Origin of the sequence: Azoarcus sp. L1K30 (assembly GCF_018122735.1) — a bacterium.
Lineage (GTDB): Bacteria > Pseudomonadota > Gammaproteobacteria > Burkholderiales > Rhodocyclaceae > Parazoarcus.
On the sequence record NZ_JAGRRD010000001.1, the window covers coordinates 3,224,907 to 3,238,029 of the forward strand.

Consider the following 13,123-nt stretch of genomic DNA (forward strand, 5'->3'; position numbering starts at 1 on the left):
TCCTTTACGCCAGGGCAGAGGACGCTTCGTGGATGGCTGCGCGGATGCGCACGTAGGTCGCGCAGCGACAGATATTGCCGCCCATCGCGGCATCGATCTCCTCATCACTGGGCTTGGGATTGGCGACCAGCAGCGCGGTGGCCGACATGATCTGTCCGGACTGACAGTAGCCACATTGCACCACGTCGAACTTCTGCCACGCGGCCTGCACGGCCTTGCCCGCGCGGACGGCATCGACGCCTTCGATGGTGGTGATCTTCTTGCCCGCAGCCGCAGACAGCGGAGTGGAGCACGACCGCACAGGTTCGCCATCGAGATGTACGGTACATGCACCGCACAGCCCCATGCCGCAACCGAACTTGGTCCCGGTCAGGTCGAGGCCGTCGCGCAAGACCCACAGCAAGGGGGTGTCGTCGGACAGGTCGGTATCGACACGCTGTCCGTTCAGGATAAAAGTGGTCATCGGGCGGCTCCTCGCGGAAAGGGGATGATCTGCAATCGGGTGGCAGGATTCGACGCTGCCTTGATCGATAAAGATTAGACTGTTTGGCTATGAAGATCGACGCAGCAATGCTGAAAGAGCAATGAAGCCAGACTTACAAATCGACCCCGCACTCCTGCCCGCCCTGGCCACCTTCGAGTGCGTTGCCCGTCACGCGAACTTCAGCCGCGCGGCTGCAGAAATGGGCTTCTCGCCGTCTGCGCTCTCGCAGTCGCTTCGTGCCCTGGAAAAACGCCTGGGCGTGCGTCTGCTGGCGCGCACCACACGACGTGTGAGCCTCACCGAAGAGGGTGCACTCATCCTCGATAGTGTCCGCCGCGGCCTGGCCGAGCTCGGCGGTGCGCTGAGCGCGCTTGGCGATGTGCGTGGCCAGCCCGCGGGAACGGTCCGGATTGCATTGTCGAGAATCGCCTATGCCGAATTGTTTTCACCGCATATTGTCGACTTTTCTGCGCGCTATCCAGCTATAGGCCTCGAGTTCTACCTCGATGACGGTCTCACCGACATCGTCGCCGGACGCTTCGACATCGGGGTCCGCCTGGGCAGTTGCATCGAGGCCGACATGGTCGCCGTGGCGCTCAGCCGTCCATCACGAATGCGCATCGTCGGCACGCCCGATTATTTTCGGCGCAATCCGCCGCCGCACACGCCTGAAGACCTCGCAGCACATGACTGCGTCCGCTTTCGCTTCACCACCAGCGGTCGCATCGCACGCTGGGACCTCGAGCACAACGGACAGCGGCTGGAGATCGAAGTCAACGGTCGCTTTGTCGTCAACGATTTCGTCGCCGAGATCGACCTCGCCCGCCGCGGACTGGCGCTTGCGCAAGTGGTCGAATCAAGCGCGATGGACGATATCGAGACCGGGCGCCTGGTCACGACACTGGATGAATACGCACCGACACTTGGGGCGGCGCACCTCTACTTTCCTGGCACGACCCATATGCCGGCGAGACTGCGGGTATTCATAGACTATTTCCAGGCCGCCAACTCAGCGCGGAAAGCAACGAATTGAGCAATCTGCGCACGCAAGGCCATCGGCAAGGAACACAACGTGGAAACAGCTGAAAGCGTCTGCACCTTCTGGTTCGGCACTACCGCCGCCGATGTGACGAAGTCGATGCCACGATACAGGCACGCTTCGAGCCACTTGTCATCGAGGCTGGAGACGGCCATCTCGATGCATGGCTGCAGACACCCATTGGCCATCTCGGCCAGATCCTGCTGGAGGACCAGTTTTCGCGCTACATCCACCGCAACGAAGTGCGCGCCTTTGCGTTCGATCCGTGCGGCGCATCCAGCTGTCCGAAGCATCGGCGAAGATCCGCAACGCCGGGGGCAAGGACGACGACGAGGACATGCAGTGGCCGGCGGGTGCCGTACCGATCGAGACCCGGTGCGGCACCCCGCTGTCCGATCCCGACAGCGTGGTACGTAAGAGTCCGTATCAACAGCTGTCGTGATCAGGTGGCCGTGAACCCGATGTACATCGGCCAACCCGTTTCGGCCAACACCGGAAGCTCAATACCGGAATCTGGAGATGAGTGTCTTGAGGTCGAGGGCGATCTTCTCGAGCGATTTCGCCGAATCGGCCGTGCTCCCCACGGTGGCGCTGGTCTCCTCGACCATCTGCGCGATGTTCTCGACCTGCCCCGCAATGGCGGTGCTTGCCGTGCTCTGTTCGCGTGTAGCCAATGCGACCTCTTGCGCACGTGAGAGTGTTTCGTTGGCGCCTCCGCGAATTGCATTCAACGCGTCTGCGGCCTTCCGCGTCAGGGTCACCCCGCGCTCGACCTGGGGCAGGGTCTCGTCCATCGACTTCACTGCCGAAGCAGTTTCACCCTGAATGGCACCGACCATTTCCTCGATCTTCAGTGTTGCCGAAGCGGTACGTTCGGCAAGCCCCCGCACCTCGTCCGCAACCACTGCAAATCCGCGCCCCTGCTCGCCGGCCCTGGCCGCCTCGATCGCGGCATTGAGCGCAAGCAGATTGGTCTGGGCCGCAATCTCCTTGATCACGTTCGCGATGGTGGAGATTTCGTCTGCACGCACGCCGAGCGAACGAATTCGCTCTGCGGCCCCGGTCACGCTCCGGGCAATTTCACCGATCTCACGCGCAGCATCCAGGACGGTTCCTTCGCCCACACCGGCCTGCTCCGCAGCCCTTGCAGAGTTGGACTCGGTCTCGCTTGCGCTATCGGAGATATGGGTAACGCTGACTGTCAATTCCTCGATGGCGGCGGCCATGTTGGCCGTCGCATCCGACTGATTACGTGCCGCGATTGCAACCTGATTGGACGCGTTCGCAATATGCTCGGCATTGCCAACCAGACTGTGCGCGTTTTCGCCCAACTGCCGCATCATGCCGCGCAGGCTATCGACCATCGCGCCCAACGACGCCAGCATGCTGCCCGCCGGCGCATGACCGACATCCACTGTGAGATCACCTGCACTTGCCTTCCCCATGAGCTGCATCACCGTGAGCGGTTCGCCGCCAATCTGGCGGGCGATGGAGCGGGCAATCGTCCATGCGACGGCACCAACGAGCACCAACGCAAGCGCGGCACCTATCAACACACCACGCGCCACCTTGAAGAACTTGGCGTCGAGGTCATCCACATAAGAACCGGTACCGATCACCCAGCCCCAAGGTTTGAAGAGCTTGAGATGCTGCAATTTCTCGATCTGGATGTCGCTACCCGGCTTGGGCGTGAGCGAACTGGTGAAGCCATCTCCATCCACCGCAGCCGCCACGAGGTTACGAACCGTGTACGTCCCCTCCTTGTCCTTACGGTCCCAATGACTGGCTCCCTCATATTCGGGACGCACGGGGTGGGCGACCCCCATCCCCTTGGTGTCATACGCGTAGAAATACTGATCGTCGAGATAGCGCATGCTTCGCAAGACGCTGCGCGCCTGTTCCTGGGCTGCCTCACGCGACAACTCTCCCCGGCTCTCACGCGCCTCGAATCCAGACACCGCAGACATGGCTGAATCGACGGCCGCGCGCAGCATCACCTTGCGGTCCTCGAGCATCTGCGCACGCAGATGAAACAGCTGAAACGACGCCAACCCGAGCATGCCAAGCATGGCCACAAGCACCGTAAGCACCAACCTGCTTCGCAACGTCATCGATCGGAACATATAACCTCCCTCGCACCACGCCAATCCGTTTGGTCTTGAAATACGCTCTCGCAGAGGCTTGCAACGTCTGCAAGCCAGTCCCGGACTGCGGCATCGTGCAACACAAACATACGGACTTAGATCGCTAACGGTTGCGATCTCCTGAACTTTAGCAAGCTTGTTGAGTCACTTCGCCTGCAGCGTAAATCAGCGCGATTCACGGCCACCTCCTGTGGCCACCGCATGACCGGCAGCCCTCCGCGTGATACCGAGCCACCAAATGGAAACAGCCGAAACCATCTGCACCTTCTGGTTCGGAACCACTACCGACGATGCGACGACCATCGCCGAGCAATCCGCGCTATGGTGGAGCAAGCGCGACGAGGTCGATGCCGCGATACGGGCACGCTTCGAGCCACTGGTCATCCAGGCTGGAGACGGGCATCTCGATGCATGGCTGCACACACCCATTGGCCACCTCGCCCTGATCCTGCTGACGGACCAGTTTCCGCGCAATATCTACCGCAACGATGCGCGCGCCTTTGCGTTCGACGAACGCGCGCTGGGCTGGAGCAATGCCGCAATCAGCCGAGGTATCGATCGCCGATGCCGCCCCATCGAGCGCGTCTTCTTCTATCTCCCGCTGGAACATTCCGAGAACCGCGACGACCAGGCGGAAGCCGTTCGACTATTCGAAGCCCTCGCCACCGAAGTCCCTCCTCACGTCCGTCCCGCGTTTGACGGTTTTGCGGACTTTGCCCGCCGCCATCGTGAAATCGTGGACCGCTTCGGCCGTTTTCCGCATCGCAATGCCGCACTCGGGCGCGTGTCGACAGCCGAAGAGGCGGCCTTCCTCCGCCAACCCGGCTCAGGCTTCTAACGCCCATTTTCCTCAACACGGGCTGCAGACGGACTGGGCAAAGGTTCAATGGCATGGCGCTTCGCCACCGTTGCCTGCACCACCGCCTTTGGGCGGCAAGGGGCCACGTGGCGTGGTGCAGCCGATGCTTCCGCAATCCGGCGGTGGCGTGTCGACAACGGGAGGCTCCCCTGGGTCCGAGGGGGTACCGCTATTTCCCAAACCGGGGCTGGAAACCGGATCCTCGGGTTCGAGCGGATCGCTGTGCATCTGTACGGTGACGTGCGACACCATTGGGATGCGCCCCGCGGCGATGAGCCGGGTATTAAAGGCATCCCCACCGGTATCGAGCCAAGCGAGGTAACGACTGTAGATCGGGCCCATCAGCGGGACGGTCGGCTTATAGCCATACGTCACCCGCAGCTTGAGCAGGTTCGCGTCCTGCAGACTCTGTCCGGAACGGGGGCCGATCGCCTCCGGATTCTTCGCGATCAGCTGGCCGTTCGGGATGGCGCGCTTGCCGTACTTGTCCTCGAGCGCCGCGGAGTTCCAGTCATCGAAGGACTCCCGCGTCGGGTTCAGGATCTCGATGCGGCTGAACGCACTGACATCGGCTTGGGCACGCCCATAGGATGTTGCCAGCTCGGCCGTGCTGGACCCACCGCCGTATACCGGGATCAGCGCACGGGCCAAGGCGGTCTGGATGGGACCGGCTTCGCCATGCTGCACGCTGCCAGCCCGCGCCGCCATGAAGGTGGCGTGATTGAGGTGATTCTTGTTGAAAAAGAGCAGGCCGTATTGCAGGCTCGCCAATCCGAGCAGCGTCAGCACCGGCCCGACCACGACGAACTCGACCATGGCCGCGCCGCGGTGGCGCAAGCGGTGCAAGGTACACGTCATCTGGCGTCCCGGGCCTCGAAGACGACGTGCGCGATTTGATCCCCAACGCCGATACCCAGACTTTCGATGTCTCCGGCCTTGAACTCGAGCGTATGCAGCGTGCCGCGCGGACCGAAGCTAACCCGCCAGGGCTCGAGTCCGCTTACGCAGTGCAGCACGCGCCCGGTCTGGTCGAGGTAGGCGACGTCAAGCGCATAGCGCATGAAGCCGGTATGCACGCTGGCACAGCGCCACAGCAGCAGGCCAACTGTCTCCTGCGGCGAGGCGCGCAACATGAGGCCACGAAATCGCGCCCAAAATCCGGCGGCGACCTCCAGCGCAAAGCGACGTTCACCACTGCGACCCACGACACTTGCGTCCGCAGGGTGACACATGATCACACCAGCCTTCATGTGCCCGGACTGCCAACCAGCAGTTTGTCGATCCAGCCCTCGCCCTCGGCTGTCGTCACGCGATAGAAGCCATTGCGCTCTTCACCCATGTAGACCGCATTATCCGATCGTTCGAGCGCACCGAGCTCCCTGGCGCTGCGGTCGGGCGCCACACGGACCGCGATCGTCTTCAACTTCACCCGCAACAGGTCGCCCGCCTGCAAACCCGCAGGCCCGGTCGCGGGGGCTGCCCTGGATGGCATCGCCGCATAGTGCCTGTCGAAGGCCGCTGGGCTGAAGCCGCTCATCGTTTCGGTACCGAATACGATGAGCGGAACACCGCCGTTACCGCCATAGGCTCGGTATTCCTCATAGTAGGCTTTGTCCCTGTTGATATCCCGTTCCACGAAGGGGATGTTTCGGGTGCGCATGTAGGCCGCAGCCTGTTTGCAGTACCCGCAGGTCGCATTGCGGTAGAGGATGACTTTGCCCTCGGTGTCGGCCGGTCGCAAAGTGCCGTCGAGGATGCGCCCAATGGACACCGTGGTGATGGAGCGCAATGCCTTGCTTGCAGCATCGCCGAAGGTTCGCCCGACGACGCCGCTCAGGATTGAGCCCAGATCCTGGGCCGGTGCCAGTGCAGGCATCGCAACGACGAGCACGACGATCATTCTCAGACAATTGAGTGGTCTCATTTCAGATACCCGCCTCCATGAATTTGACGACAATGGGAAAGAACAGCACGATGAAGGTGCACGGAAAGATGAACGCGATGAGGGGGAAGAGCATCTTGACCGGCGCTTCCATGGCGAGCTTCTCCGCACGCAGGAAGCGTTCGATGCGCTGCTGATCGGCCTGCGCTCGAAGGACCGGTCCCAGGTTCATGCCCAGACGTTCGGCCTGAATGACGGAAGCCACGAAATTGGTGACCGGTGTTTCGTTGAGGCGCTGAGCCAGCGCACGCAAGGCCTCTGCACGCGGCTTGCCGGCGCGGATGTCGCGCATGACGCGCTGGAACTCGTCGCGCATCACGCCCTTCGGGCCCTTGAGCACGGCCTGATGCAGGGCGCCCTGGAAGTTGAGCCCGGCCTCGACACACAAGGTGACGATATCCAGAAAGAAGGGCAGCGCCTTGAGCAGTGCCCGGCGCCTGTCCTGGATGGTGTCGCGCAACCAGATCGCCGGATAGGCCCATCCGAACAAGGCACCGAACAGGGCGGCCTGCCAGTACAGTGCTTCGGCAAAGCGCGGGCCGCCACTGCGGCTCTGATCAAAGGAATCGAGCAGCCAGTCGCACAACACGCCCACCAGCACGGCTCCGATGAGCCTGGACGCGACAAACTGGGCTGGACGCAGCGAATAGTCGAGCCCCGCCTTTCTCAGTTTGCCCATGATCGCCGCAGCGCGTTTGTCAGACAGCAAAGGCTCGATATAGAAGCTGATCCACTGAATCGGCCACCATGCCAGGCGGAAGCCGACGGGCGGCGGATCCTTGTACGCTCGATCTTCCTCCGGCACGTCAGCGACAGCGCGGCCAAGCGTCCATGCAACAAGCGCAATCGATAGGCCGGTCATGACGGCGAGCACGACAATGATCAGGGTGTCCTCGTCCATGGCCATTTACACGTCGATAGCGACAATGCGTCGAATGACATGGATGCCGAGAATCTCGAAGATCGCGATCACGACGAGGGTGGCCCACCCTTCACGGGTGTGCCAGAGGTGCGCCATGGCCTCGGGCTCCATCTTGTTGAGCACCCCCATCAGCAGCAGCGGCAAGGCGCCGACGACCCAGGCCTGAAGCTTGCCCTGCGCGGTCAGCGCACGGATCTTTCCTTCCAGCTGTAGACGGCTGCGAACGGTGTGGGCAGTACGCTCGAGGGTCTCGGCGAGTCCGCCGCCGGTTTCCGACGCGATGCGCATGGCGGAGACCGTGAGCGTGGTCGATGGCGTGGGAATGCGCCGACTCAGGTTGCCGAGACTCTGTTCCAGCGTGACCCCCATGCGTTGTTCGCGCAGCATCAGGCCGAACTCCTGCGAGATCGGCGGGGCGGTCTCGGCCACCAGTTGCCCCAGCGCGGAACTCAGCCCCAGGCCCGCGCGCAGCGCGCCGGAGATCATCATCAGCGCGTCGGGAAGCTGCTGCTCGAAGCGCTCCAGGCGGCGCGCGCGCAACACCGAATACAGCCAGCGCGGCAACAACCCCAGCGCCAGAAAGATTGGAACTGCAAGCACCGCGGCACCGGTCACGACCCAGACAAGGATGCCGCCCAGTGCCATGATCGCCAGATTGGCAACGAACAATTTGCGTGGATCAATGAATAGAAAGAACTCCTGGGCCTGGAAATGAGCGCGCTCAGTGAAGCTGGCCCGGTAGCGCGCCATCGTGACGGTGCCAAGGTCGATGACGAACCAGGCGATCAGGACTGCGCTGATGGCAATGACAGCGGTCACCAGGGAAAGCACGTCGGTCGGCATCATCAGACCAGATCCTCACCCAGCGCTTCGAGCCCGACGTCGGCAGTCATGAAGATCTCGATGTCGAGCTCACGCCCCGTTGCACGCAGTTCATCGTAGAAACTCGGTACGATGCCACAGCCGGTAAACAGACCCTTGACCTTGCCATCGGCGGCACCATAGCCCTCGTTGTGGAAGCGGAACAGTTCCTGCATCTGGATCTTGCCGCTTTCGATACCGGTAATCTCGGCGACACTGGTGACAATGCGGCTACCGCAGGCAAACCGGCTTTGCTGGATGACAATGTCCACGGCCGAGGCAATCTGCTCGCGGATGGCGGACAGGGGCAGGTCCATGCCGGCCATCAGCACCATGGTCTCTAGCCGGGCAAGCGCATCGCGCACGGTATTGGCGTGGAGCGTGGTCAGCGAACCCTCGTGGCCGGTGTTCATCGCCTGCAGCATGTCGAGCGCTTCGGCCCCCCGGCACTCACCGACAACGATCCGGTCCGGACGCATACGCAAGGTGTTGCGCACGAGATCGCGGATCTGCACCGCACCCTTGCCCTCGACGTTGGACGGCCGTGCCTCGAGACTGATCAGGTGCGCATGGTGCAGCTTCAGCTCTGCTGCGTCCTCGACGGTGATCACGCGCTCACCCGGCGGGATGAAGTTCGACAGGATATTCAGCAGTGTGGTCTTGCCCGAGCCCGTGCCACCGGAAACGATGATGTTCTTGCGCGCCTCGACGCAAACCTGGAGGAAGGTCGCCATGGCCCCGTCCAGCGAACCATGGCGGACGAGATCGCTGGCCTCAAGCTTGCGCCTGGCAAACTTGCGGATGGTCACGCACGGACCCTTGAGGGCAAGCGGCGGAATGACCGCATTGACTCGGGAACCGTCCTTGAGGCGCGCATCCACCATCGGAGACGATTCGTCGATACGGCGCCCGAGCGGCGTGACGATGCGCTCGATCACGCCGATGACTGCGCGATGTCCGGTAAACGCGAGAGGATGGCGGATCAGGCGCCCGGCACGCTCGACGTAGATTTCATCGTAGCGATTGACCATGATTTCGGTCACCGAATCGTCCGCGAGCAACTCCTCAAGCGGACCAAGCCCAATGGCTTCGTCGAGCACCTGGCTGCTAAGGTGCGCGCGGTCGAGCTCGGCGGGAATCTCCGCGTCGAGCTCGGCAAGCAACGCGGCAATGAGTCGCCCGGTTTCCGAGCGCAAGCGATCGTCGGACATGTGATGCACGTCCTGTCGGCGCAGATCCATGGCCTCAAGCAGTCGGCCATGGAGCAGTTTGCGCCACTCGAACTCAAGTTCGCGCCTCGCCGTATCGGCATGCGGCACTGGCAATTCGGCCACGGTCGAAGTGGAAGCAGGTATGCCCGCCACCACGGAGTGGGTCGGCGCAGCTCCCGTCGCCTGTGCGGGAAACTCGGCGTGCAACGGTCTGCGCGCTCCATGCGCCGCATCCTGCGTTGTATCCGGCCCATGCTCCCTTACCGTAAGCTTGAAGGGACCGATGCCGACGACATCGTTCTGCTTGAGTGGGCCGAACTGCCCGTTGATGCGCTGTCCGTTGATCTGAACGCCGCCGAATGCGCCGACGTCTTCAATCAGGATGCCCGCCGGCGTACGGAACAGATGGGCGTGCTCTTTGCCAATACGCCAGCTATCGAGACGAATTTCGCATTGCGCGCCCTTGCCGATCACCGAATCCGCTGGCACATGCAGTGTTCTGGTGCTGCCATCCGGATGAGTCACTTCAACCTGCAGCATCAGGGAACCTCCGCGCGGACCGGTTCGAGCAATCCCGCCCAGGCCCAGCCGCTGTGCGGACCCGACTGCACGGGAAGCCATCCATCCACTGGCGACCGGGACAGCGCCTGCACCTCGCTGCCGATCTCCAGCCACGCCAGGCGCTGTGCATTCCGATCGGGACTGACCCGAAGCGCCAGCTTCAAGCCAGTGACGCGATACCACGCCATCGGCGCCCCTCCCGCGTCAGGCAAGGCGGTGACCGGCCGCGATGCGATACGAGCAGCCGGTAAACGATCGGTGAAGGCCTTCATCAGCCATTCGGCGTCCGTGGTCGGCTCGATGGCATGGTCGGCAATCCAGCCCGTATTGCCATCGGGAAGCCGCACCTGCCGCCAGCCGCCAAGCTTTTCCGGACTCACCGAGCCCACCACCGCGCCCTTGCCGAGGCGTACGAGTACTTCGCTGGCACGGTTGGGCAGGGCGTGTACGGCCACACCGTCACGAATGACGCGTTGATTGATCTCGATGACGGAAGCACTTCGGGCATCGCCGCGCGCGCCTCCAACGTCATCGCGAAGCGATTCATCACCCGGTGGCATCAACGGCGCCTCGGGATCGCCAGGTCGAATCGACTTCGTCGGGTCAGCGGCCCGCCGTTCATCGGGCTCGTTCAAGTAGGGCGGCTTGCCAAGTCCGTCCTCGAGGCGCCTGCTTGCACGATCGATGCGGTCCACCAGACCGGGACTGCGACTATCGACGATATGCGGCGTAACGAAGACGACGAGCTCGGTTTCGTCGTTCTGGAAACGCCTGGAGCGAAAAAGCGCGCCAATGACGGGCAGGTCGCCGAGGAAGGGCACCTTGTCGATACTGCTGCTGTCACTGCGCTTGAGCAAGCCCGCCAGTACAAGTGTCTCGCCGTCACGGACATTGAATTCGGTCTGGGTCATGCGCTTTGACAGCGCGGGACCAGCCACGGTGGACACCGACGTATCGATGTTGCTGACCTCGCTGGTAATCTTGGCGCGGATATTGCCGCTGTTCGACACCGTCGGCTCAATATCGAGCGCCACCCCGTACGGTTTGAAGTTCACCGTGGTGCCATTGATCGTGGATACCGTGTAAGGAAACTCGCCGCCGGCGAGAAAATGTGCCGCGGAACCGCTGCGTGCCGACAGTTGTGGCTGTGCCAGAATCGAGGCCTTGCCTTCCTGGGCGAGCAGCGCGAGCTGCGCGTTCAGGCCCATATTGACGACGCTGAGGATATTCACCCCGGTATGCAGCGGCATGGAACTGCCGCCTCCTACCGCCGTGATCGGCGCCGGATTGGATGTTCCAGTGGCAAGGTTGATCTGATAGGCGTCGTTGCCATGGACGATGGGTGCCCACACGCCGCCGATCGCCGCACCGCCCGTCGGCCCCCACTTGAGACCGATCTCCTTCAGCTCATTGGTGGGAAACTCGACCACCTTGACGTCCATCAGGACCATCTTCTCCCAACCGTCGGGGTTGGTGAAATTGACAATCTGAGGATAGCGCTTGGCCAACTCTTCGATCTTGCCCAGGTCGCGGTCGGACAGTTCTTCCCCTTCGACGATGACCTTGTCGCCAATGACCGAGGCCCTGGCATGCGGAATGCCGGCGAGAAAGGCGGCAATTTCGCGCGCAAAGCGCGAGGTGTCGCCGGGTGCGATATTGATCTTGACGCGCTGGTATTTGCCGTCTTCGTTCCAGATGAAGAGAGAGGAAGTGCCGACCGCATTGGCAAATACGATGACCTCCTTGTCGTCGAGCGAGGCGGCATTCATGATCTGGCCGTTCCCCACCGCAATGCGGGCGACACCCGGCGCCGGAAAAACCCGTGTTTCGCCGACGAACATGTCGATTTCGGGAATGAGTCCCTGGTCGTTTGTCGCCTTGATCGGCGCATAGGCCGTTTTCGATGTCCTCGCGTTGCCGCCGGAATGCCAGGTCTCCACAAACTTGCCCACAGGCGCCAGCGACGCGGAACCTGGCGCACTGTCCGGCACACCTTGTTGGGCGCACACCACCGCGGGAAGCACGCATGATGAGAAAATGAGACAGGCCGCCAGGCGCAGGCTAATCGATGCAGGGTCACTGCGCATTTTTTGCATGATTTGAATCCGTGAAGCGCGAATGAAATGGAGCCGTCAGCGCACCTGCGGCGCGCGCAGAACGGGGGCGGCGGGACGATCTGACGCGGATATCAGCGCGTCGGAGATCAACCGATCGGACGAGGTCGGCTGGGCTAAGTCGGCTGGGCTCGCGTAGTGCCCCAAATGCAGACCTTCCGGCGGCAGCCTGCCGTCACGGCCTCCATACAGCACGGGCACCTGGGCAAGCTCGCCGGTCATGTCCCGGAGAAAATTCGCGGCCAGCTCGCCGCCGTCGCGTTCGTCTTCGTCCGCGGGATTGCGCAACAAGGCGGTCAACTTGCCTTCCTCACGCGCGCGGATGATGTTGCGAGCCTGGTCCGGCGTGGTATCGAGGGTCACAGTGGAATACTGCCTTCGCTCTCCGTTCCTCGGATCTTCTGTCGAACGCTGGCCCGTTGCCAGCACAGGCACCTTTTGCTGCATGACGAAGCTGTACTTCTTGCCACCCTGCTCCAGAGTCAACACGAGATCGACCACATCACCCGGTTCGAGCAGACCAGAGATCGAGTTGATCTCGTCCACCGGCACGGTAATCGCGCGCCGTCCCTCGGCGACGCGACTGGAGAACGTCGGCGCCTTCCTGCCTTCGAGCAGTCCCCACAACACCATCTCACCGGACTTCAGCGGATAGGCCAGCGTCTGGCCTGAGACGCGATCGAAATTCTCGGGGAGAATGGCTTGGGAATGCGCGAAGTCGACCGGCACCGACCGAATCGCGACGGTCTCTTCAGAGATACGCTCACCTTGTTTCAAAGCACGCTTGGCCACGACGACACCAATGGTGTCGCCCCGGCTACGCGCCTCGATCTCGGCCATTCGCCTGGCCAGATAGGATTGCGCGGCATAGGCTGCGAGCCCACCGATCACAAGTGCCGCCATCAGTACGAGCCATGTCCTGTTATGGCGAAGTTTGGACAGATCTTGAAGTTTCATTGTCGGTATTGGAAATGGGCGGGATCGAG

13 protein-coding genes and 1 pseudogene are annotated in these 13,123 nt (G+C 62.3%); 4 read left to right on the top strand and 10 right to left on the bottom strand.

Features of this window, described 5'->3' with window-relative positions:
• Positions 1 to 4: 4 nt before the first annotated feature.
• On the bottom strand, positions 5 to 463 hold the full coding sequence (locus tag J5J83_RS14885; protein ID WP_212350440.1) for a (2Fe-2S)-binding protein: 459 nt from the start codon (positions 461 to 463) through the stop codon (positions 5 to 7).
• Between the two features lie 121 nt (positions 464 to 584).
• Between J5J83_RS14885 and J5J83_RS14890 the strand changes: the two genes are divergently transcribed.
• From J5J83_RS14890 to J5J83_RS14900, 3 genes and pseudogenes are all read left to right on the top strand, one after another.
• Complete coding sequence (locus tag J5J83_RS14890; protein WP_212350442.1) at positions 585 to 1,517, top strand: LysR substrate-binding domain-containing protein; 933 nt, start codon at positions 585 to 587, stop codon at positions 1,515 to 1,517.
• A gap of 140 nt (positions 1,518 to 1,657) precedes the next feature.
• A pseudogene (locus J5J83_RS23255) lies at positions 1,658 to 1,747 on the top strand (DUF924 domain-containing protein); the annotation flags it as partial.
• Between the two features lie 41 nt (positions 1,748 to 1,788).
• The gene (locus tag J5J83_RS14900; protein WP_212350444.1) at positions 1,789 to 1,965 is read left to right on the top strand and encodes a hypothetical protein; all 177 of its coding nucleotides are present in this window, start codon (positions 1,789 to 1,791) and stop codon (positions 1,963 to 1,965) included.
• Between the two features lie 58 nt (positions 1,966 to 2,023).
• On the opposite strand, the gene J5J83_RS14905 is transcribed toward J5J83_RS14900, so the two are convergent.
• Positions 2,024 to 3,613, bottom strand: coding sequence for a methyl-accepting chemotaxis protein (locus J5J83_RS14905; protein WP_349251900.1), 1,590 nt, complete (start codon positions 3,611 to 3,613; stop codon positions 2,024 to 2,026).
• A 292-nt stretch (positions 3,614 to 3,905) separates the two neighbouring features.
• On the opposite strand from J5J83_RS14905, the gene J5J83_RS14910 reads away from it, so the two are divergent.
• Positions 3,906 to 4,505, top strand: a complete 600-nt coding sequence (locus tag J5J83_RS14910) for a DUF924 family protein (RefSeq protein ID WP_212350448.1) — start codon at positions 3,906 to 3,908, stop codon at positions 4,503 to 4,505.
• A gap of 45 nt (positions 4,506 to 4,550) precedes the next feature.
• Here the strand turns inward: J5J83_RS14910 and J5J83_RS14915 are convergent, their stop codons facing one another.
• From J5J83_RS14915 to cpaB, 8 genes are read right to left on the bottom strand one after another with little or no spacing between them, the layout of a single operon-like run.
• Entirely contained in the window at positions 4,551 to 5,384 is an 834-nt protein-coding gene (locus J5J83_RS14915) for a TadE/TadG family type IV pilus assembly protein (RefSeq protein ID WP_212350450.1), read from the bottom strand.
• Positions 5,381 to 5,758, bottom strand: coding sequence for a DUF192 domain-containing protein (locus tag J5J83_RS14920; RefSeq protein WP_212350452.1), 378 nt, complete (start codon positions 5,756 to 5,758; stop codon positions 5,381 to 5,383). The genes J5J83_RS14915 and J5J83_RS14920 overlap by 4 nt, the downstream gene beginning before the upstream one ends.
• A 14-nt stretch (positions 5,759 to 5,772) precedes the next feature.
• Positions 5,773 to 6,450, bottom strand: a complete 678-nt coding sequence (locus J5J83_RS14925; RefSeq protein WP_212350454.1) for a glutaredoxin domain-containing protein — start codon at positions 6,448 to 6,450, stop codon at positions 5,773 to 5,775.
• Between the two features lies 1 nt (position 6,451).
• Positions 6,452 to 7,369 carry a type II secretion system F family protein gene (locus J5J83_RS14930; RefSeq protein ID WP_249115736.1) on the bottom strand — a complete coding sequence of 306 codons (918 nt, stop codon included), beginning with the start codon at positions 7,367 to 7,369 and terminating at the stop codon, positions 6,452 to 6,454.
• Between the two features lie 6 nt (positions 7,370 to 7,375).
• Positions 7,376 to 8,236: a type II secretion system F family protein gene (locus J5J83_RS14935; protein WP_249115737.1), complete on the bottom strand. Its 861-nt coding sequence runs from the start codon at positions 8,234 to 8,236 to the stop codon at positions 7,376 to 7,378.
• Positions 8,236 to 10,002 carry an ATPase, T2SS/T4P/T4SS family gene (locus J5J83_RS14940; protein ID WP_212350458.1) on the bottom strand — a complete coding sequence of 589 codons (1,767 nt, stop codon included), beginning with the start codon at positions 10,000 to 10,002 and terminating at the stop codon, positions 8,236 to 8,238. The genes J5J83_RS14935 and J5J83_RS14940 overlap by 1 nt, the downstream gene beginning before the upstream one ends.
• Positions 10,002 to 12,119 carry a pilus assembly protein N-terminal domain-containing protein gene (locus J5J83_RS14945; protein ID WP_212350461.1) on the bottom strand — a complete coding sequence of 706 codons (2,118 nt, stop codon included), beginning with the start codon at positions 12,117 to 12,119 and terminating at the stop codon, positions 10,002 to 10,004. Before J5J83_RS14945 ends, J5J83_RS14940 begins: the two co-directional genes overlap by 1 nt.
• A gap of 36 nt (positions 12,120 to 12,155) precedes the next feature.
• Positions 12,156 to 13,094 carry a Flp pilus assembly protein CpaB gene (gene cpaB, locus J5J83_RS14950; RefSeq protein ID WP_212350462.1) on the bottom strand — a complete coding sequence of 313 codons (939 nt, stop codon included), beginning with the start codon at positions 13,092 to 13,094 and terminating at the stop codon, positions 12,156 to 12,158.
• Positions 13,095 to 13,123 lie beyond the last annotated feature (29 nt).